An 18259-nucleotide genomic window follows, 5' to 3' on the forward strand; every position below is an offset into this window, starting at 1 on the left:
TTACCGCTTCACCCTTTGTCCATTTGCCCTTTGTCCAGAGATTGGATACAATGTAGGGGACTAATGCCGTGATATTTTAGGAGGAATTTAATTCATGAGTGAAGCAGTACAAACATTAGAAGGCTGGTATGCGCTGCACGACTTCCGACTGATCGATTGGAACGCTTGAAAGCTGCAACTCCTCAGCAGCGGAAAATCGCTTTGGACGAGCTGCAATCCTTCTTATCCGACTGGCAGCAAATCGAGAATGACAAACTCGGCAGCACAGCTGTATATAGCATTGTCGGCCAAAAGGCTGATTTCGTATTCATGCAGCTTCGTGAAACTTTAGAAGAACTCAACGAAGTGGAAACAGCATTTAACAAATCTGCTTTTGCTGAATTTACAATACCTGTATATTCCTATGTATCCATTGTCGAACTCAGCAGCTACCTAGCAAAGCCAGGCATCGATCCTTCGCAGGACCCAGAGCTGCAAGCACGTCTGAAGCCCGCTTTGCCTAAGGCCAAGCACATCTGCTTCTATCCGATGAACAAACGTCGCGACGGAGGCGACAACTGGTACATGCTGAGCGCGGATGAGCGCAAAACGATGATGCGTTCCCACGGAATGATCGGTCGTGGCTATGCAGGGAAGGTTAAACAGATTATTACCGGCTCCGTAGGCCTGGACGACTGGGAATGGGGCGTTACACTTTTCGCGGACGACGCGCTTCAATTCAAGAAGCTGGTGTACGAGATGCGCTTTGATGAAGTCAGCGCCCGTTATGGCGAGTTCGGTGATTTCTACGTAGGCAACCTGCTTACGCCAGAGAAATTCGACAACCTCCTTCGCCTCTAATTCCACACAACGTCAAAGAAGCTGACCTCAATGAGATCAGCTTCTTTTTGCTTGTTATTGGTAAAGTTGAAATGAAGAGCTCAGTAGTTTTCGGAGAAGCGTAGCGATCGGAGAAAAGCTGCTAAAGCTTGTAATGGAACCTACTTTATCAACAAAAGAAGCTGACTCCTAAGAGATCAGCTTCTTTTTGCATCACTTATTCTTCATCGTCGTCTTGAAGGGCGGCTGCCAGCTCGGCTTCCATCTGCGCCTTGCGGGCCAGGTACTCTTCGGTATCTCTGTCTCGCTTACGGCTCTTCTCCTTCAGTCTCTCGATCGCAGGAAGAATAAGAATATCGATTTCCTTTTGTACGGTTGCTACTAGATCATAGCGCTTCTCCGTCTCAAGATAATGTCCGACTTCCATGAGTGCATTGTAACGGTCCAATTCGTCCCTGGTTAGGAGTCCTCTAACTTGAACACTGCAGTGCCGCATCCGTTCATCCTCCAGATCTTCTGTGTAATCTAGAAACGACCCTTGCGAATCACAAGCGGAATGCCGCCGATAATATACAGGTAACGAATATCGACTACTTTTTTCATCAAGGCAGCCACATTGCCTTTCAGCTTACGGGATCCAACGATACCGATCGCTTGGCCTTTTCCTAGAGAAGCTACCGTTCCTTTATTAGAGAACTTGAACGTCTTCATTTGCGAACCGCGAATAGAAGCAATCAGGTTATGTGCTACCGCTTCGCCCTGCTGCATGGCGATTTGCGCAGTTGGCGGGTACGGTCTGCCTTCATCATTCATGACGATGGAGCAGTCCCCGACAACATAGATATTATCGAACTGCGGGGAACGCAGGTAATCATCCACTTTAATTCTGCCGCGCATCGTTTCAAAGCCTGCATCATCAAGCATGTGATTGCCGCGGATACCGCCTGTCCATACAACCGTTGCCGATTTGATGAACTCGTCTCCAGCAATCAGTACGCCTTCAGGTGTGCACTCTTTGATAGCTGTGCCGATTTTAAATATAACACCTTTGTCCTGCAGCACTTTCATGCCATATTCGACAAGCTCAGGATCAAAGCCCGGCAGTGCCGTTGGCGCAGCCTCAATATTATAAATTTTAACCAATGAAGGGTCCACGTCGAATTCTTTGCAAAGCTCAGGAACACGGTCAGCAAGCTCTCCGATGAATTCGATTCCGGTGAAACCCGCCCCGCCCACTACGAAGGTCAGATAATCCTTACGTTCAGGCTCTCTCTTAAATTTTGCAAATTGATATTCAATATGCTCACGGATAAAACGAACGCTGTTGATGCTGCGAATGTTCATTGCATATTCTTTAAGCCCTGGAATACCGAATGTTTCCGGCTCGCCGCCAAGACCGATCACTAAATAATCGTAGGATAATGTGCCGTCTTCCAGTATGACTTTTTTCTCATGAGGGCGAATCTGCGTTACCGTTGATTTAACAAAATCGACTTTGAATTCATCGATCAGCTTAAGAATGTTCACGCGTGCATTTTCAGGGTTATCCGTACCCGCTGCAGGCATATGAAGATGTGTCGTAATATAATGATAGTCGTGCTTATTAACAAGCGTAACGTCTGCTTCATTATAATTCAGTTCTTTTTGTAGACGAATAGCCGTCAAGATTCCGCCGTAGCCTGCGCCTAAAATTACGATTCTTGGTATGCGACTCATGTCTCTCTCACTTCCATATCCGATTTTGTTATGGTTTTTATAATTTTCTCTATATTGTGAAATATTACACAAAGAGTATTAAGTGCTTATTGTGCTACTTCTAGTTTGTACTCACACATATCTTAATATGAAGGAACAGTATAAGAATTTATCACACAGCACACGGAAACCCATTCTCACGTAATGATATAATGTCCAATGGTAAATATCAAGTGCTTTTTGACCGAAAATAGGGCATATCCGCGAATTATGCTTGTCCTTTCAAACGCTTAAAAATTGTAATCGTTAATTTAAAATAAAACAGGGTATTCTATGCCTAATTCGTGGATTAGGAGGAATACCCTTTGTCATATATATGCCCTGTTTGCAATGGTCTGGAGCCTCTGCATGTCGCTTGTCCAAATTGTGAGCGGCAAGCGCACGATTACGGTAAGCTCGCAGACTACTTAGGCCCATACTCCCCGTATAGGGAAATCGACCATATCTCCATGGAACTCGAGTCTGCAACAGTCGTTGAAACTGCTTGTACACACTTGCTCACTTGCATAGAGTGCGGACATAGCTTCACTATGCATATTACTTCCTAGAAAAAAAGAAGCTCAATTAAGAGGAGCCTCATCTTTTACGTACACATCTAGTTTTAAATTACGTCGCTTAATTTCCGCCAGGAGCAAATCTACGAAATCTGTCTCTAATTTCAAGTCAAGTGCTTTGTAGTAAGAGTCGATCAACGTTTCATCACTTATTAATCTCACTTCAATCACCTTATTTCTAGAATTTGTAATTATATTATCATGGGCTAAAAATTAGAACAAGCGTTCCGTTATCCACAGAACATTGTGTACAACCTGTGGGTAAGGTGTTGATACATGTCAAAACCTGTCTACTTTCAACATGTACAATGTGTATAAAGTTATGCACATGCTAACAACCTAATCTAGTGATAAAAAAAATTGATCAATATTTTTATAGAAACAGAATAGATTTAACATTCTTTTAAGCTAGTTCACAATTTTGCAAGATTATTTTAATCGTCGTTTAATAAATGCCGTCTACAATAAAGCTATAGAAAACAACAACAACCAAAAAGGAGAGAGATAACATGATCGTCTACGATATCGTGCTTAATGGAGAAATTAAAGAAACCATCAAACCTATAAACAGCCGTTTAAAAGAAATTTATCAGTATATGTTAGAGCAGACAAAACTAATGAAAGAAAAATACGGTGAACATGTAAAAATAAAAGGCCGCATGGTGTATTGAGGTTCGATCAACCCTCAACACCTGCGGTCTTTTTTTCTTGCCTTAAATGATTCCTTTTCGGTGAAGCACGGTCAACAATCGATAAAAGTCGTAACTGCCGCCTGTCGGCGTATCGATCAGCTTGGCTGCGACCGCAGCGTTCACTGCATCTTGAGCCCATGCAGGTACCGTTTTCATCGATTCCAGCCCCTCAATCGCGGTTACCCTCGTCTGCAAGGCCGCAATTTGTGCCTGCAATTCTTCAAGCATTCGCGTAACCTCCTCGTCGTACTGTTTAAGATTGGAAGATTGAATGATACTGATAATTTTACCCGCATAATCGGGATCCGTAGCGTATCCGCTGCTCTGCAGCGCTTGTGCTTGCTCTTCAGGAGTTGCCGCCGCCCTAACAGGCGCGTAACGCGTATTTTGGAACAATAAATCCTGATCCCTGAATCCATTCTCTATACTTGAATAAGCGCGAAAATCACCTGGTACATGATCAAGCCGCGTTCCGTCAATTACTTCCCAAGTCGAAGCGGTGACATGACTTCCATCCCAATAAGGAGTAATCTGACCGCTGCCTACCTTATATCCCACCAAATTGTTCCACGCATTCACGTTGCCTCCGGTTTCCAGAATGGCCTGTGCAATTCGTACGGACGGGAAAATCGGAGAACCCTCCAAGCGCAGCTTCACTGCAATGGGAGCAATCAATTGAATGAACTCTTGTCTCGTCAATAGTATCCCTCCCTTCACACCCATCTCTATTATCTTATTCGCAATTTATAGGAATGGGTGCTCTTTTCAACCAGTTTTCTGTGAAGATTTCTCCGAATCCATGCTTCGGATGTTCGCACAGAACCGTACAAGAGAAAATCTTGCGTATTCGGAATAATCGCGATACACTTTAACATATAATAAATACGAACGTATATTCGCTTTTATTTTTGGAGGTTGATTTTCCTATGGCCCTTACGTCTGCCGCATTGCCTACCGCTGAAGAGCTTTATCTCATTCGGGAATCTGTACTTCTTCCTTTCCTGTTAACCATTATCGATAAGAATGTTGGTGAGCTTCAATCATCTTTGGAAACGCCCCTGAAATCCCTTTATCTGGCGGCAGCCGACCGATTGGTTGCTGATATTCATAAGGACCTTGTCCGCATCAACCGGACATTACGCTCACAAAACATCAAAATATGGCGTGAGGAACACAACGAAAACCAAAAAGATGAGCTGCATTACAAATACCGCTGCCGTGGTTATACGCATGAGCTTGAAGTTCTGCGCCAAACAGCCAAGGCCGAACTTCGCGTAAGGTTGACGCTTTATGTTCGCCAATTAAGCAAGGAACTCAAAAAAGAGATCCATTAGAGGAATTGCTTTGAGAAATTTTCTGACCGCATATAAAAAACCCCCTTAACATCTGTTAAGGAGGTCGGTACTGTTATAGGCTATATTGGTGCTGTTGTTTGTAGCAACCCTTAATCCTCACAAGGCTGCGCTAACACCGCATCCTCTTCCTTCGTGCGGAACGATTGTCCGCAGCCGCAGGATGCTACAGCGTTCGGGTTGTTGATGGTAAAGCCTCCACTCATGCCAGAGTCCTCATAGCCGATTTCGACGCCGTACAAATACTTAGCGCTTTCTTCGTCTACCACGACTTTCAATCCATGAATGATCATTTCTTTATCGTTATCCTTCTGCTCATCATCGAAGCCCATTCCGTAGGAAAAGCCGCTGCAGCCTCCAGCCTTCACGCCTACACGCAGGAAAAGATTCGGTGATTCCTCAGAGGCCAACAAATCCTTGATTTTATCGCAAGCAGATTCACTGATCTTAATCATTAGAAACCCTCCTATCGTCATGCTTATAACTGAGTATACTCTTCTTGCAGCAATAGCTCAAGGGCAATGAATCCGTGAACCAGGCTCATTGATTGTTACCTCGTAACGCATAATATTGAAGCAAAAGTTGATCCAGCTGTCTACTGCATCTCTGAACATCAGGATGAAGGAAACCATACATGCTGCCAAGCGAAACCATTTGTCCCCTTAGTTGCTCGATTTCCATATTTAGTCGTTCCTGCGGTTCGGTCACAAAATTGGGTAGCACGTTATTATCACCTTTAACCTAACTTTTAACCTAACTTTCTGCCTAACATCTCACAATGAACTAGTATACAGGAATCTCGTAGGGAATGAAATATGTTTTGTTTGAATATGAAAAGTTTCATAGATTTGTGTCGATTGTCGGATTATCGGTGAGTACGTATTGCCCCTCCTTAAACGTAGGTTTATAATAATAAGGGTTTAAATTGAGACGGGAGGAAACAAACATGAGTACAGTGGTTACGGACCCAGACAAGCGGATGGCGGAAATTGCCGACAAAGTCGAGAACGGGGAACGATTATCGCTTGAAGACGGCGTGTTTCTATATCAGTCGGACGATCTTCCGACCATTGGTCAATTAGCGAATAAAGTAAACCAGCGCTTGAACGGAAAAAAAGTTTACTTTGTCGAAAATATGAGTCTTTATTTTACAAATGTATGCGAAGAGCACTGCGCATTCTGCCATTTCCGCCGGGATGAAGGGGAAGAAGGCTCCTACACGCTCACTCCGAGCCAAATGCTCGAGTATGTAGCCGAGCACTATCATCCGGAGCTGCGCGAGTTCCATATCAGTCAGGGGCACAATCCTCATGTACCTTTTGAGTATTATGTCGATTGCATTCGTCAGTTAAAGAACGCTTACCCTAATGTTACGATTAAGGCCCACACAGCTGCGGAGATTGAGTTCTTCTCGCGTATCAGCGGCCTGAGCTATCGTGATGTCCTCAAGACTTTAATGGATGCTGGCTTGTCCACCCTCCCTGGAGGTGGCGCCGAAATTCTCACAGAGCGCTACCGCAACAAGATGAAAGTGGAAAAGGCTTCCTCGGAAGAATGGCTGGAGGTACACCGCACCGCGCATAACCTCGGCATGAAAACCCATGCGACGATGCTGTACGGCTCGATCGAAACCCTAGAAGAACGGATCCAGCATATGATGCTGCTCCGCGAGCTGCAAGATGAAACTGGCGGTTTCCTCGTGTTCATTCCGAATTCGGTGCAGCCTGCCAGCAAGAACGCCAGCTTGAAGCGACGGGTTCCTGCTTTCGATGAGCTCAAGACGATTGCGATCAGCCGCTTGATGCTAGACAATTTCCCGCATATTAAAGCATATTTCATCAACATTGGTACGAAGCTTACCCAGCTATCATTTGCTTTCGGCGCATCTGACGCTCACGGCACAATTGTGAAGGAACGAATTTCACATGCCGCAGGCGCGACATCCCCTGAAGGTCTCACCAAAGAAGAACTGGTATGGCTGATTAAAGGCGCTGGCCGCATTCCTGTGGAACGCGACACCTTTTATAATGAAATCAAGGTTTATTAGTCATACTAACCACACATAGATCAAGACCAGAAGGGATTAAGGATTCTATGAAGAAGCTTGTTATTCTCGGAGGGGGTTATGGAGGACTAACCATAGCTCTGCAATTGTTAGAAAAAAAACTGCCTGACGACACGGTTCTTGTTTTAGTTGACCGGAGTCCTTTTCAAGGCCTCAAAACTGAATACTACGCGCTTGCATCAGGGACAATTGCCGAGACGCACATTCGGGTAGCTTATCCGGTTGATCCTCGATTAATTCTCACTTATGGAGAGGTTACCGAAGTCGACTTGGATCAGAAACAGGTGATTTTTGCTGATCAAGAGCCTCTCTCCTATGATTGGCTTGTTGTCGGTCTAGGCTGCGTTGATAACTATCACGGAATACCAGGCGCTGAAGAAAATTCCTACAGTATCCAAACGTTTTCGCAAACACGGGCTACCTATCAAAAGGTTAACGATGTTGCGCCATACGGCCAAATTTCCATTATCGGCGGTGGTCTGAGCGGTGTTGAAATGGCGTCGGAGCTTCGTGAAAGCAGACCGGACCTAAACATTCGCCTCATTGACCGCGGACCGAGTCTCTTGTCCTCCTTCCCTGACAACCTGCAGCAATATGTAAGGGACTGGATGATTGAGCATGATATTGAGCTTAGGCCGCATGTATCTCTGGTTCGCTTGGACGGCGGGGATTTATATAATCAAGATGAAATTATCAAAACCGATGCAACGATTTGGACTGCAGGCATTCAGCCTAGCCCCATTGTACAAGCTATGAATGTAGCTAAAGACAAGCAAGGCCGGGTAGTGCTCAATGAGTACCATCAAGTGCCTGACTATCCTGAGGTTTATGTTGTGGGAGATTGCGCCTCACTTCCTTTTGCCCAAGTGCGCAAGCAGCGGAAGGCCAGGGCAGGCAAATTGCGGAAGTCATCTTCGCTGCTTGGAACGGCGAAACCCCTCGGCTCGGTAAAATCAAGCTCAAAGGGGTTCTGGGATCGCTTGGCAAGAAAGCCGGCTTCGGCATTATGGGCAAGCGTACAGTGATGACAGGAAAAATCGCACGCGCGATCAAGAGCGGTGTGCTTTGGAAATCCAAGCATCACTTCGGGTAAGCTCAGTCTAGTGAACCATTCCTAGGTGCAAAAACGTGCAGTTAATCACCAAGAAGATCGTACATGGCTTCTATTTCTTTAATTTTATTACAAATAGCTTCAAGCAGCTGCTCGCCGGATTGAGCGCTAATAATCTCACCATTTACTAGTGCATAGGGCTCCATATAACACTGACCGCAGTTGCCTAAGCAGCCGTATTCAACTACATCGTATTCCGGATTCTGTTCCAAGGTTTTCATGACTTTGTCGGTACCGTTATGCATGTTGCTCGCACAGAATTCAATAATAGGCCTCATTTGATTAAGTCCACCTAACTGTATGATGTTTAAGATATTTGCGAAGATTGAAATCCATTTTCAATTGATCTTTATTGTACTATAATAGTAAAAGAAAGGAGATGATTCAATATGACTGAAAATACAAAAGAGACCATGTATGATGAAGTCCTTGAAGTACTAGATAAGCTTCGCCCATTTCTCCAACGTGATGGCGGCGACGTCGAGCTCGTCGATGTTGAAGATGGAATCGTGAAGCTGAAACTGATGGGTGCCTGCGGCAGCTGCCCAAGCTCCACTATTACTTTAAAAGCCGGTATCGAAAGAGCGCTGGTTGAAGAAGTAGAAGGCGTACATGAAGTTGTTCAAGTATTCTAAGTAATAGAAGAGCTTACCTTGGCGGTAAGCTCTTTTTTGATTTATTCATTGATCTTGTTGCGCTGCTTGAGAACCGGCAAAGGCTGGATCGGATCCAAAGCCCCCGAGATATCCATTATATTTCCTGTGATGAAGTCTGAACTCGGCGAACATAGAAATGCGATGACACGCGCAACATCCTCCCCCGTTCCTGGGCGTCCAACCGGTGTTTCACCATCCGCTTCCCGTCTCGCCTCGTCCATCGTCCGTTCTTTGTACGGCTCCCGAATGTCTCCGGGACAGATCATATTCACGGTAATTCCATTACCCGCTTCCTCTTCAGCCAGCGTCTTCGTGAAGGATACTAAGCCTACTTTTGCGGCAGCATATACAGATCTGTGCGTCCATCCCCGAGCCTCGGCGGCTTTGCCAAATCCAAAGTGAATGATGCGTCCCCAGCGGTTCTTTCTCATCATAGGAAGCACCTTATGATCGAGCTCCATGACACCAAGCAGATTGCCGCGGGTTAAATAATCGATGTCATCCCACTCGTAATCTGCGAAAAATCGTCTTTCGCGATAAAACGGTCCCGCATTATTGATCAGGATGTCGATGGCTCCGAGCTGCTGCCGAGTCTCTTCGACCATACGGGCTACATCTTCTCTCTTTGCCACATCGCCTTGAACGGCAATACTTCGCACGCCAAGCATCTCCAGGTCCCGAACCAGCTGAGCAGCTTCCGGCTCACTGTTGACGTAGTTTACCGCCACATTGCAGCCCATACGGGCCAACGCTAACGCCGTCATTTTCCCAAGACCTTTGGCACTGCCAGTAATGAGAGCCGTCCGCCCCCTCAATTCCATGGTTTCTTTACCCCCTTACATTCTTGGACTTTTCCGTTATGTACGAGAAGGCCACAGTCAATGAGCGGCATACCATGTCAAATCCCTGCTGCAAATCTTCAAGATTAGCTTTTACATTTTCAATATGGATCCGTTCTCCGGGATAAGGCTCCTTCTGCATCAGGTCGTCCAGCATCTCTGCATTAATATGGTGTATCTCCATATTCCGCTGATTACGCAGACGGTCCAAAGCGCTTTTATACTCCATTTTTAAATTGTAGAGCTGGAGCTCCAGTGGACTATGAATGTGGCGCTCATGCATGCGGCGAAGCACGGTGAAGTAAGAGAATCGGATCTTGATCGTATCCGTTTTCAAATCGAACAAGTCATTCATAAACGTACCCAGCTTATCCAGAATCGAGAACACACGTATGAATGCGTTTTTATAAAAGTAGACAAAGCGTCGATATTCCACAACTTCCTCGACATTCATTTCTTCAAGGAATGCTTTGTGAATATGCTCGGCGTACCGTTCACAGCAATACTTGCTTTGTTCCAGCTCATCCAGAGCATCCAGAAAGCCTTTGCTCCAAATTGCTCTGCGATGATACCACTTATTAGGAGCGGCCGGGAGCGTACGCCCGACCGTCTCTAACACTTCTATATAATCTCTCACAGCACTAAAGGCTTCAAGAAGAAGGCCGCTGTCTATACGTCTTTGTTCGTTAAACAATTTTCTCAGCACGTCTAGTCCCCGCTTTCCTGAGCCAGTTATCTGTTGTAGCAATGATACTTTTTTACGGCCGATCCATTGTGCAGTTGAATCCAAACTAGTTACAGCTTGACGCTGTTGGTTGCAGCACCTGTAGTATGAACAGGACTCCGTCCCCTGTCCCGCTGGACCAGGTACATGGCGGTCAAAACACCTGCGCCTCCGATACACTGATACAAGGAGATCGACTCATGCAGCACAAAAAATCCGGCTAAAGCTGCTGTAATGGGTAACAAATACCCATAAGCGGACGATTTGAAGGCCCCAAGCCGCCCCAGGCTCCAGTTATGGATGGAGAAACCCAGCGCAGTCGCAAACATGGATGTATAGATGAGGCTGAACCAGCCTGTCTTGGATATGGCTGCAAAATAAGAGGTATCTGCATAGTAGAAAACAAACGGCAGCAATGCGGCGGCCCCGGCTGTCATCTCGAGAGAAATCAGGAGAGGCAGCGGATACTTGCTCACAAGTCTGTTCATGCCGATGAGATAGACCGCTCCCATCACACTCCTCATCAGAAGCAAAATATCACCCCGGAAGGTATCAGCGCCAATATGAAATCCGCCGGCTCCGCCTGACACTATGACAATAACACTGCCCAAGGCAAGCGGGATCCCGACCATAATGCGCCACGTTAATTTAACCTGACGGGTTGCAAGCGCGATAATCACGGTGATCACCGGCATGAACCCGCGCCCCAGTACAGCGCCGTTAGCGGCATTGGAGAACTGCAGCGCATACTGCAGCAGCGATTCCATACCAACAGCATTCAATATCCCCAAACCGCATACCAGAAGGAAGTCTTTGAGCTGGATATCGATTTGAAGTGAACGAGAACGATAATAAAAGTAAGTATAGACCCACAAAATGGGAATCATACTTGCAAAGCGAAGCCCATTAAATACCAGCGGATCCCACTCGGTTCCTCCGATTTTCATCGAGGTCATGTTAATTCCCCAAAGCACATATACGAGAACGAAGCCCAGGTGCGGCAGAAGCTTTTGGGAGGAGGATGTACTCATGAGAAGTATTCCTTCCAGCGCTTGTCGACAAGCTGTACGATATCTTCCCGCGGTACAAGCTCATCCGGGTATCCCGGCTTCATTCGGGCATCGATGACAAGCGGCAATTCATAGCTGATATGATGGCGATTCACATGGGACCGGGCGTACATATCTGCAGCCGGATTGAAGCGTGTGAACACTGTCCATAAGAATTTAGTTTGATCGCCTGCGATACTGCTGGCGTCGTCGACTAGAATGACCAAAGGCCACTCTACTAATCTGTCGGCGGAGCTCGCTACTAATCGCTGCGGCAGCTCCGGCTCCTGTGTATAAGAAGCGCCCGATACGACCAGACAGCCTGCACAGTAAACGGCGATATCACTGATTTCAGGCAGCTCTCCAAGGGTATACGTTCTTGGCAGCGTGCGAATCGGCTCTCCGGTACCAAGTAGGACTGCTTTGCTGCCGTGGTTCAGCCGATCGCCTGTGTAGTCTAACGTATCGTGCGATGTTTTGTTAAAGACGAACAAATCCTGCTGCGGGTTAAAGCGTTCCAGCACGGTTTCCAGCAGCTGCGGGAAATTGGATAGCGCAACCGATTGGTCGGTTACAATCAGGAACTTCGTTAGGGACAACTGGCCCTCTCCCAATATGCGGAAGGCTGTTCCCAACGCTTCGCGGCTGTAGCTCTCCCGCACTACGGCGGCAGCTAGCGGATGGAAGCCTGTCTCGGCGTATGTCCAGAGCTCCTTGACACCGGGCATCGCCATCGGAAACGCAGGCTCTAGCAAGCGCTGCAGGAATTCGCCCAGGAAGTAATCCTCCTGGCGGGGTTTGCCGACGATCGTGGCCGGATAGATCGCGTCCTTGCGGTGCCATACATGATTCACGTTGAAAACAGGGAAATCATGGATGAGTGAGTAGTACCCGAAGTGGTCGCCGAACGGCCCTTCGGGACGGCGAAGATGCGGCGGCACGGCGCCGCATATCGCGAATTCCGCCTCGGCTACGAGGCGGTGGCCCCCATGGGGATTGTCCACCATGGGGAGCTTCTGCCCGAGGATGAGCGAAGCGAGCATCAGCTCGGGCAGGTGCTCGGGCACCGGCGCAATCGCGGAGGCGATGAGCGCAGGCGGGCCGCCTAGGAACACGGTGACGGGCAGCGCCTGGTTCTTCTTCTCGGCTTCATGGTAATGGAAGCCGCCGCCTTTATGGATTTGCCAGTGCATTCCGGTGGTGCGGTCATCATACACGTGCATGCGGTACATGCCGAGATTATGATGGCCTCCGTCCGGATGCTCGGTATAGACCAGCGGCAGCGTAACGAACGGGCCGCCGTCTTCCTGCCAGCTCGTCAGGATCGGCATGCCGGCGAGCGGATTGTCTTTGCTTAGGCTGCCGAGGATCGGCGCCTGTCCGGACTGGACCTGCTTGGTTCCGACCTTGAGCAGGTCGAAGATTAGGGAACGCTCCCCCCAGAGGGCTTTAGGCGTAGGCGGAATCAGTGTGCTCGTTGCGTTCACAACCGCTTTCATAAATTGCTCGGGCTTTGGTCCGAACGCGAGGTCCACGCGGCGCGTCGTACCGAACATGTTCGTTACCACAGGGAAGGAGCTGCCTTTTACATTGGTAAACAGCAGCGCTGGCCCTTGCTCATCAATGACTCTTCTATGAATCTCGGCAAGCTCCAAATTGGGGTCTACAGGAGCCGATATTTCAATCAGTTGGTTCTCCCGTCGAAGCATATCCAGGAAAACCCGCAAATTCGTTGGTACCATGTTGTGCGTCCACCTTTTCATTCGTTACTTTTTCATCCCCCGCATTTTCTCGCTGCGAAGGATTTTCAATTTCTTCACGCAGTTATGGAAATAGCCTTCTCACGAAGGCTTTTCCCGTACTCATCATTAGGTTTGTTTGCGATAATACAGCGTCAATACGCATAGATAACTTAAAAATCCGAATAAGCAGGCAATGATCATGGCATGGATCATACCAGTAAACAAGTACGCTGTCTCGTTGGTCATGGACCAAGTTACGACTGCCCCGCTGATAATTTGCAGCAGGACGAAGATCAACGCCCATTTACTGCCGAGAACCATTTTATCAGTAGCATCGTACCTTTTTTTCGCCTGAATGTACAGCGTAAGAATGCAAAAAAACAAGAGCAGCGCAGCGATGCGATGCATGAAGACGATTCCGGTCGCCCCGCTGAGCTCTGGGATCACTTCGCCGTTACAGAGCGGCCATCCCGAGCAACCGCCCGAGGAAGAGGTATGACGCACGAATGCCCCCAAATACACCACAATGTATGTGTAAACAGCTGTTATCCATACCAGCGCCTTAAAGCCTCCTCTGACAACGCCTGCTCCATCGTAATCCCCGTAAGGAGTAAATATGAGTGCGAGCAGTAAGGAAAAGGCAAAAGCGAGAAGCGACAAGCCGAAATGCAGAGCCAGCACGACGGAGGATTGCGGCCAGATAACGGCCATAGCACCCATAACCGCCTGAATGAGAGTCATGACGATCGTCCCCGTAATAAACCACTTGGCGTCGGCACGTTTGACGTATCGAAACACTAGATAAAAGGTCGCGATCAGAATAAGCGTTACAACTCCGACAACAAGCCGGTGACTGTACTCGATAAATGAGGAAATCGTATGAGCCGGAACGAACTTCCCGTGGCACAGCGGCCATTCATCCCCGCATCCCCTGCCTGCATCGGCCTTCGTTACGAGAGCGCCCATAGCAAGAATCAGGAACATACCGATCGCCGAAAGATTCGCAAATCTTTGAATTACTTTTTGCTTCATCATGGCACCTACTTTTGTATCGTGGCTTCCGAATAATATGTCGAATGCGACTAGTCGTTACAATTATAGCTTTATTTGAGGGGCAAATCCATTCGCAATTGTTACAAAGCATTGAAACCGACACCTTGCTTCAAAAAGAAAAAAACGCCTCGGCAAGCCGCCCGATAGTCGATGGATTCGATCAACGGAGCGGTCTCACTAGAGCCGTCTTATTCATTATGTCCATTTAACTTAAGATTTGGTCATTGCGGAAGATACTTCGATGGCGCGATCCAAAAACTGCTCGATTTCCTCGCGGGTTTTTCGAAGCTTGCTGACGAAACGAATCAGTTCGCTGCCCTGACGGAAAGCAATAAAGCTAGGAATGCCCAATATGTTTAGCTCCTCACATAAATCAGGAACCTCGTCACGGTCCAATTCCACAAAGGAGATCCGATCGCTATAAGCCTTCTCCAGATCCGGCATGAAAGGTTCAATATAATGGCAGTCTTTGCACCATGTCGTTTTGAAGACGGCAACGGTTAGCGGAGAATTCGCAACCAGTTCCTTGAATTGTTGTTCGCTTGTTACTTTAAGCACGGCATCCACCTCATCCGATTCTCAAATTTGTTTAAGAAGATTCCTCATGTTTCCACTTCTTTTGGACCATACTAGGGACAGCATGAAGACCCCTATCCTGTAAGAGGGGTTCATTCAACCTGCCGGAACAAGAGCCACCTTGTTCCAACTCGTTGACATGCGCTCATTATATGCCATAAGGAGGTGAATCACAATGGCACAAGGCGTACTATGCGAAGTGAACTCCTGCCGCTTCTGGGGCGAGCAGAACAAATGTAAGGCGGATTCCATTTACATTGTAAATCACAGTTCCAAGCGTGCGGATCATTCCGCCGAAACGGACTGCAAGACGTTTGAAATGAAATAATGCTTGTGTGGAAAAGGGACCTTCGCGGGTTCCTTTTTTTGTTGTTGCTCTTAGTTTATCAAGAATGATAATTATTATCAAACATTTATTGGAATTTACATTAAAAGTAAAAAGTGATATCATATACATATCAATTAGATATGCATATAGGATAAGGAGCTGAATCTCATGAATGAAACGAAAGCATGGTCAGTGAATGGTTTTATCGGTATCATCCTGTCTCTACTTGGTATTGGTCTTGGCGTGCTGCTTCTGATTCAGGAATGGTTTGTCACAGGCATGATCGTTGTCATTATAGGCATCCTCTTTAGCTCTACGATTACGATCATTCAACCTAACGAAGCCTCTGTCATCACTTTTTTCGGCAAATATGCGGGTACGATCAGAAAAAGCGGCTTGTGGCTCGTCATTCCGTTCTCGACCCGTAAGAAAATATCGCTTCGCGTTCGCAATTTTAACAGCGTCAAGTTAAAGGTCAATGATGTCGATGGGAACCCGATCGAGATCGCCGCCGTCGTCGTCTTTCGAGTTGTCGATACGTACAAAGCGCTGTTTGAAGTAGATAACTATCATAAATTTGTGGAGATTCAAAGCGAGACTGCTCTCCGGCATGTGGCGACCAAATATCCCTACGACCGCTATGAAGGGGAAGGCTCCTCTCTGCGCGGAAACGCCAGCGAAGTGGCTGAGGAGCTCAGCCAGGAGCTGCAGGAGAGGCTGTCTGTTGCAGGTGTGGAAATCATGGAAGCCCGGCTTACGCATTTGGCTTATTCCACCGAGATTGCAAGTGCCATGCTGCAGCGCCAGCAAGCCTCAGCCATCCTCTCTGCGCGACAAAAAATCGTAGAGGGCGCCGTAGGCATGGTGCAGATGGCCATCAGCCAACTGGAAGCCGATGGGCTGCAGCTCGATGAAGAGAAGAAAGCCGCCATGATTAACAATTTGCTCGTAGCCATTGTGTCCGACCGCTCGGCGAATCCGGTCATCAATACGGGCACCTTGTATTAAGGGTGCTGCAGCCATGGCTCCAAAGAAAAACTTTCCCCTCCGACTAGATCCTAGGCTCTACGAAGCGCTGGAGCGGTGGGCTCAAGATGAATTCCGCAGTGTGAACGGACACATAGAGTACCTGCTTCGTGATGCGCTCCATCGGGCGGGGCGTCTGCCCAAGCCCGGTGCTGGCCGTGCTTCGAATAACTTGACTGAACCAGAAGAGCATTCGACCTCGACTCCAGCTTCAACTTCAACTTCAACTGATCAGGACTGAGCTTCAATCTTCAAGCTTCAAGAGAGACTCCCGCACAATGACGCGCCATTCTTCTTTGCATTTGACAGGCTGCCTGGATTCTGACCGCTGCCATACGCCGGTGACACAACATGTGCCCGAGATTAGCGCAGCTGGGAACCATCTGGAGCTTCATCTGTTTGATGTAATGATGGATGCTAGCACGCCTGCGGATGGGGTCTCTTTTTCTTTTCTCACCCTCCCCGTCACATACCCTGCATAGATTCAGTAAACAATATGCGGATGATGATCGAAGGAGGGATATCATGCCACGTGCTGATAAATCCGAACACAGTATAATCAAGGTATTGGAAAAAGCTGCGGGGTTCCCCCGAGGTCTCGTACAAATACTCGAAAATAACCTCTCCGAACTGCTCTACGCAGCTGAGGTAGCCGGTCATTCGGCAGAGCAGCTTCCACTCTCCGAAGAAACGGCCCACCGAATCCAAGAAGCTGTAAAGCGCAGCTTCGGGCGGAAGCATGCTGGAGTCCTGCCACCTCCTCCATCTCCAGAGGAAGCTAGCCTCGTCAATCATATACAAGAACGCGTCCGCCGAAACAACCGCAACAATGTCACTCGAACGAAAGCGTACTGGGATGCTTATCAAGATCACCCTGAGCTCCACTGGGCTCTGCTGGCGCATATGGTATCCCGTAACGGAGGCTGGTGCATGACTGACCTTCGGGGCGAGCTTCTGTCTTTTTTGCTGAATGAGCTTCAAGCCGAGCAGCTTTTTAGCTTCTTAGAGCGTGCCAACGCGCTGATCTTTCATGATGCATACCCCCAGATTCTGCTTTACGAGGAATGTAAAAAGAAACTGCAGCCTGTTTCATCTGCTGCCCGAATTCGGCGTATCCGTATTTATGGAAGCAATGTGGACCGACTTCTGGGAGGTCCGAGACCCCATCCCGCTTACGATTGGACTAATCGTCAATGAACAGAATTATATCGAGCAAAGGATCATTCTGAATCCTTATTACAAGCAGTCCGTACTCGATACCTTTTTATTTCAAACCCAATCCTGGATGCAGCTTAACCAGGTTGTTTTCCCTTATGGAAAGCTAGCCGAAAATGCAGGACAAGCTGTTGAAAGCCTCAGACTGGCCGGACTTATTTTGGAGGATTTCGGCAGTTTGCATGAGCGTATCGAGTTCGGCAAGAGCCTATACGCCATTTTGTTCGGGATTCCCGAGGTTCATCTCGGTGTCTTGAGATTCGCTTCGTCTACGCCCCACACAGCCTCCCGTTCTGATTACTGGCCGCAGATCTTTACTAAAACAAGAAAAGCCCCTCCTGCAGAAGCCTATCAGGAGAGGCTGAATGGTAATCAACTAAAGAAAGGATCACTTCCTTTCTTTAGTCCGATGCTAACAAGCGCTTGGCCGGACCGGGAGATGGCCGCTGCAGAATGCGGCGAGTGGCTAACGGATATTCAGAAGCCGCTGCAGCATGTAAGGCCGATTGACGTGCCGTTTCGTTTTGACATGACAAACGAATATGGCTTTGGTTTGAATAAAATCGAGCTTGCTATCCTGGCTAGTGAAGCCATGCCACTCGACACTTAAAGATCAGCGGCTCCCGCTCAGACTGTAGGATGCCTCTTAGTCAGATTGGTGAACTAGGCAGGACAGGCAGGCTTACGACCTGGAATCAGGCAC

At 47.7% G+C, this 18259-nt stretch carries 21 protein-coding genes and 3 pseudogenes; 11 read left to right on the top strand and 13 right to left on the bottom strand.

Going from position 1 to position 18259, the window contains the following annotated elements; genetic code table 11:
- Window positions 1-94 precede the first annotated feature (94 nt).
- A pseudogene (gene hemQ, locus L0M14_RS21495) lies at window positions 95-840 on the top strand (hydrogen peroxide-dependent heme synthase).
- A 196-nt stretch (window positions 841-1036) separates the two neighbouring features.
- On the opposite strand, the gene L0M14_RS21500 reads toward hemQ, so the two are convergent.
- From L0M14_RS21500 to sda, 3 genes are all read right to left on the bottom strand, one after another.
- The gene (locus tag L0M14_RS21500) at window positions 1037-1315 is read right to left on the bottom strand and encodes a hypothetical protein (protein ID WP_235118616.1); all 279 of its coding nucleotides are present in this window, start codon (window positions 1313-1315) and stop codon (window positions 1037-1039) included.
- Window positions 1316-1344: 29 nt separating this feature from the next.
- Entirely contained in the window at window positions 1345-2535 is a 1191-nt protein-coding gene (locus tag L0M14_RS21505) for an NAD(P)/FAD-dependent oxidoreductase (protein WP_235118617.1), read from the bottom strand.
- Between the two features lie 599 nt (window positions 2536-3134).
- Window positions 3135-3299 carry a sporulation histidine kinase inhibitor Sda gene (gene sda / locus L0M14_RS21510; protein WP_405030797.1) on the bottom strand — a complete coding sequence of 55 codons (165 nt, stop codon included), beginning with the start codon at window positions 3297-3299 and terminating at the stop codon, window positions 3135-3137.
- Window positions 3300-3637: 338 nt separating this feature from the next.
- On the opposite strand from sda, the gene L0M14_RS21515 reads away from it, so the two are divergent.
- Window positions 3638-3799: a mechanosensitive ion channel protein MscL gene (locus tag L0M14_RS21515; RefSeq protein WP_235118619.1), complete on the top strand. Its 162-nt coding sequence runs from the start codon at window positions 3638-3640 to the stop codon at window positions 3797-3799.
- Window positions 3800-3841: 42 nt separating this feature from the next.
- Here L0M14_RS21515 and L0M14_RS21520 read toward each other — a convergent pair whose 3' ends face one another.
- Window positions 3842-4519, bottom strand: coding sequence for a glycoside hydrolase family 73 protein (locus tag L0M14_RS21520; RefSeq protein WP_235118620.1), 678 nt, complete (start codon window positions 4517-4519; stop codon window positions 3842-3844).
- 227 nt (window positions 4520-4746) lie between these two features.
- On the opposite strand from L0M14_RS21520, the gene L0M14_RS21525 reads away from it, so the two are divergent.
- Window positions 4747-5154 (top strand): YhjD family protein, encoded by a 408-nt coding sequence (locus L0M14_RS21525; protein ID WP_235118621.1) that lies wholly within the window; start codon window positions 4747-4749, stop codon window positions 5152-5154.
- A 110-nt stretch (window positions 5155-5264) separates the two neighbouring features.
- Here the strand turns inward: L0M14_RS21525 and L0M14_RS21530 are convergent, their stop codons facing one another.
- Together L0M14_RS21530 and L0M14_RS32065 are read right to left on the bottom strand one after the other, a co-directional pair.
- Window positions 5265-5627, bottom strand: coding sequence for a HesB/IscA family protein (locus L0M14_RS21530; protein ID WP_235118622.1), 363 nt, complete (start codon window positions 5625-5627; stop codon window positions 5265-5267).
- 85 nt (window positions 5628-5712) lie between these two features.
- A complete protein-coding gene (locus tag L0M14_RS32065) occupies window positions 5713-5853 on the bottom strand; it encodes an aspartyl-phosphate phosphatase Spo0E family protein (protein WP_350340522.1) in 141 nt (46 codons plus the stop codon).
- Window positions 5854-6118: 265 nt separating this feature from the next.
- Between L0M14_RS32065 and mqnE the strand changes: the two genes are divergently transcribed.
- On the top strand, window positions 6119-7219 hold the full coding sequence (mqnE, locus tag L0M14_RS21535) for an aminofutalosine synthase MqnE (protein WP_235118623.1): 1101 nt from the start codon (window positions 6119-6121) through the stop codon (window positions 7217-7219).
- 47 nt (window positions 7220-7266) lie between these two features.
- Window positions 7267-8330: pseudogene (locus L0M14_RS21540) on the top strand (NAD(P)/FAD-dependent oxidoreductase).
- Window positions 8331-8371: 41 nt separating this feature from the next.
- On the opposite strand, the gene L0M14_RS21545 reads toward L0M14_RS21540, so the two are convergent.
- Window positions 8372-8626: a YuzB family protein gene (locus L0M14_RS21545; protein ID WP_235118624.1), complete on the bottom strand. Its 255-nt coding sequence runs from the start codon at window positions 8624-8626 to the stop codon at window positions 8372-8374.
- Window positions 8627-8737: 111 nt separating this feature from the next.
- On the opposite strand from L0M14_RS21545, the gene L0M14_RS21550 reads away from it, so the two are divergent.
- Complete coding sequence (locus tag L0M14_RS21550) at window positions 8738-8983, top strand: NifU family protein (protein ID WP_235118625.1); 246 nt, start codon at window positions 8738-8740, stop codon at window positions 8981-8983.
- Between the two features lie 41 nt (window positions 8984-9024).
- Here the strand turns inward: L0M14_RS21550 and L0M14_RS21555 are convergent, their stop codons facing one another.
- From L0M14_RS21555 to L0M14_RS21580, 6 genes are all read right to left on the bottom strand, one after another.
- Complete coding sequence (locus L0M14_RS21555; protein WP_235122990.1) at window positions 9025-9819, bottom strand: SDR family oxidoreductase; 795 nt, start codon at window positions 9817-9819, stop codon at window positions 9025-9027.
- Window positions 9820-9832: 13 nt separating this feature from the next.
- Window positions 9833-10549, bottom strand: coding sequence for a Cthe_2314 family HEPN domain-containing protein (locus tag L0M14_RS21560; protein WP_235118626.1), 717 nt, complete (start codon window positions 10547-10549; stop codon window positions 9833-9835).
- An 89-nt stretch (window positions 10550-10638) separates the two neighbouring features.
- A complete protein-coding gene (locus L0M14_RS21565; RefSeq protein ID WP_235118627.1) occupies window positions 10639-11598 on the bottom strand; it encodes a DMT family transporter in 960 nt (319 codons plus the stop codon).
- The gene (locus L0M14_RS21570) at window positions 11595-13358 is read right to left on the bottom strand and encodes a UbiD family decarboxylase (protein WP_235118628.1); all 1764 of its coding nucleotides are present in this window, start codon (window positions 13356-13358) and stop codon (window positions 11595-11597) included. Before L0M14_RS21570 ends, L0M14_RS21565 begins: the two co-directional genes overlap by 4 nt.
- A gap of 126 nt (window positions 13359-13484) precedes the next feature.
- On the bottom strand, window positions 13485-14393 hold the full coding sequence (locus tag L0M14_RS21575) for a COX15/CtaA family protein (RefSeq protein WP_235118629.1): 909 nt from the start codon (window positions 14391-14393) through the stop codon (window positions 13485-13487).
- Window positions 14394-14621: 228 nt separating this feature from the next.
- Complete coding sequence (locus L0M14_RS21580; protein ID WP_235118630.1) at window positions 14622-14969, bottom strand: thioredoxin family protein; 348 nt, start codon at window positions 14967-14969, stop codon at window positions 14622-14624.
- A gap of 193 nt (window positions 14970-15162) precedes the next feature.
- Between L0M14_RS21580 and L0M14_RS21585 the strand changes: the two genes are divergently transcribed.
- The 5 genes and pseudogenes from L0M14_RS21585 to L0M14_RS21605 all read left to right on the top strand — a co-directional run bounded on the left by L0M14_RS21585 (window position 15163) and on the right by L0M14_RS21605 (window position 18166).
- The gene (locus L0M14_RS21585) at window positions 15163-15315 is read left to right on the top strand and encodes a DUF1540 domain-containing protein (RefSeq protein ID WP_235118631.1); all 153 of its coding nucleotides are present in this window, start codon (window positions 15163-15165) and stop codon (window positions 15313-15315) included.
- Between the two features lie 168 nt (window positions 15316-15483).
- On the top strand, window positions 15484-16323 hold the full coding sequence (locus L0M14_RS21590; protein ID WP_235118632.1) for an SPFH domain-containing protein: 840 nt from the start codon (window positions 15484-15486) through the stop codon (window positions 16321-16323).
- A gap of 13 nt (window positions 16324-16336) precedes the next feature.
- Entirely contained in the window at window positions 16337-16582 is a 246-nt protein-coding gene (locus L0M14_RS21595; protein WP_235118633.1) for a type II toxin-antitoxin system antitoxin, read from the top strand.
- Between the two features lie 37 nt (window positions 16583-16619).
- The gene (locus L0M14_RS21600) at window positions 16620-16823 is read left to right on the top strand and encodes a hypothetical protein (RefSeq protein WP_235118634.1); all 204 of its coding nucleotides are present in this window, start codon (window positions 16620-16622) and stop codon (window positions 16821-16823) included.
- Window positions 16824-16866: 43 nt separating this feature from the next.
- Window positions 16867-18166: pseudogene (locus tag L0M14_RS21605) on the top strand (DUF2515 family protein).
- The last annotated feature ends 93 nt before the right edge of the window (window positions 18167-18259 follow it).

This window comes from Paenibacillus hexagrammi (genome assembly GCF_021513275.1).
GTDB lineage: Bacteria > Bacillota > Bacilli > Paenibacillales > NBRC-103111 > Paenibacillus_E > Paenibacillus_E hexagrammi.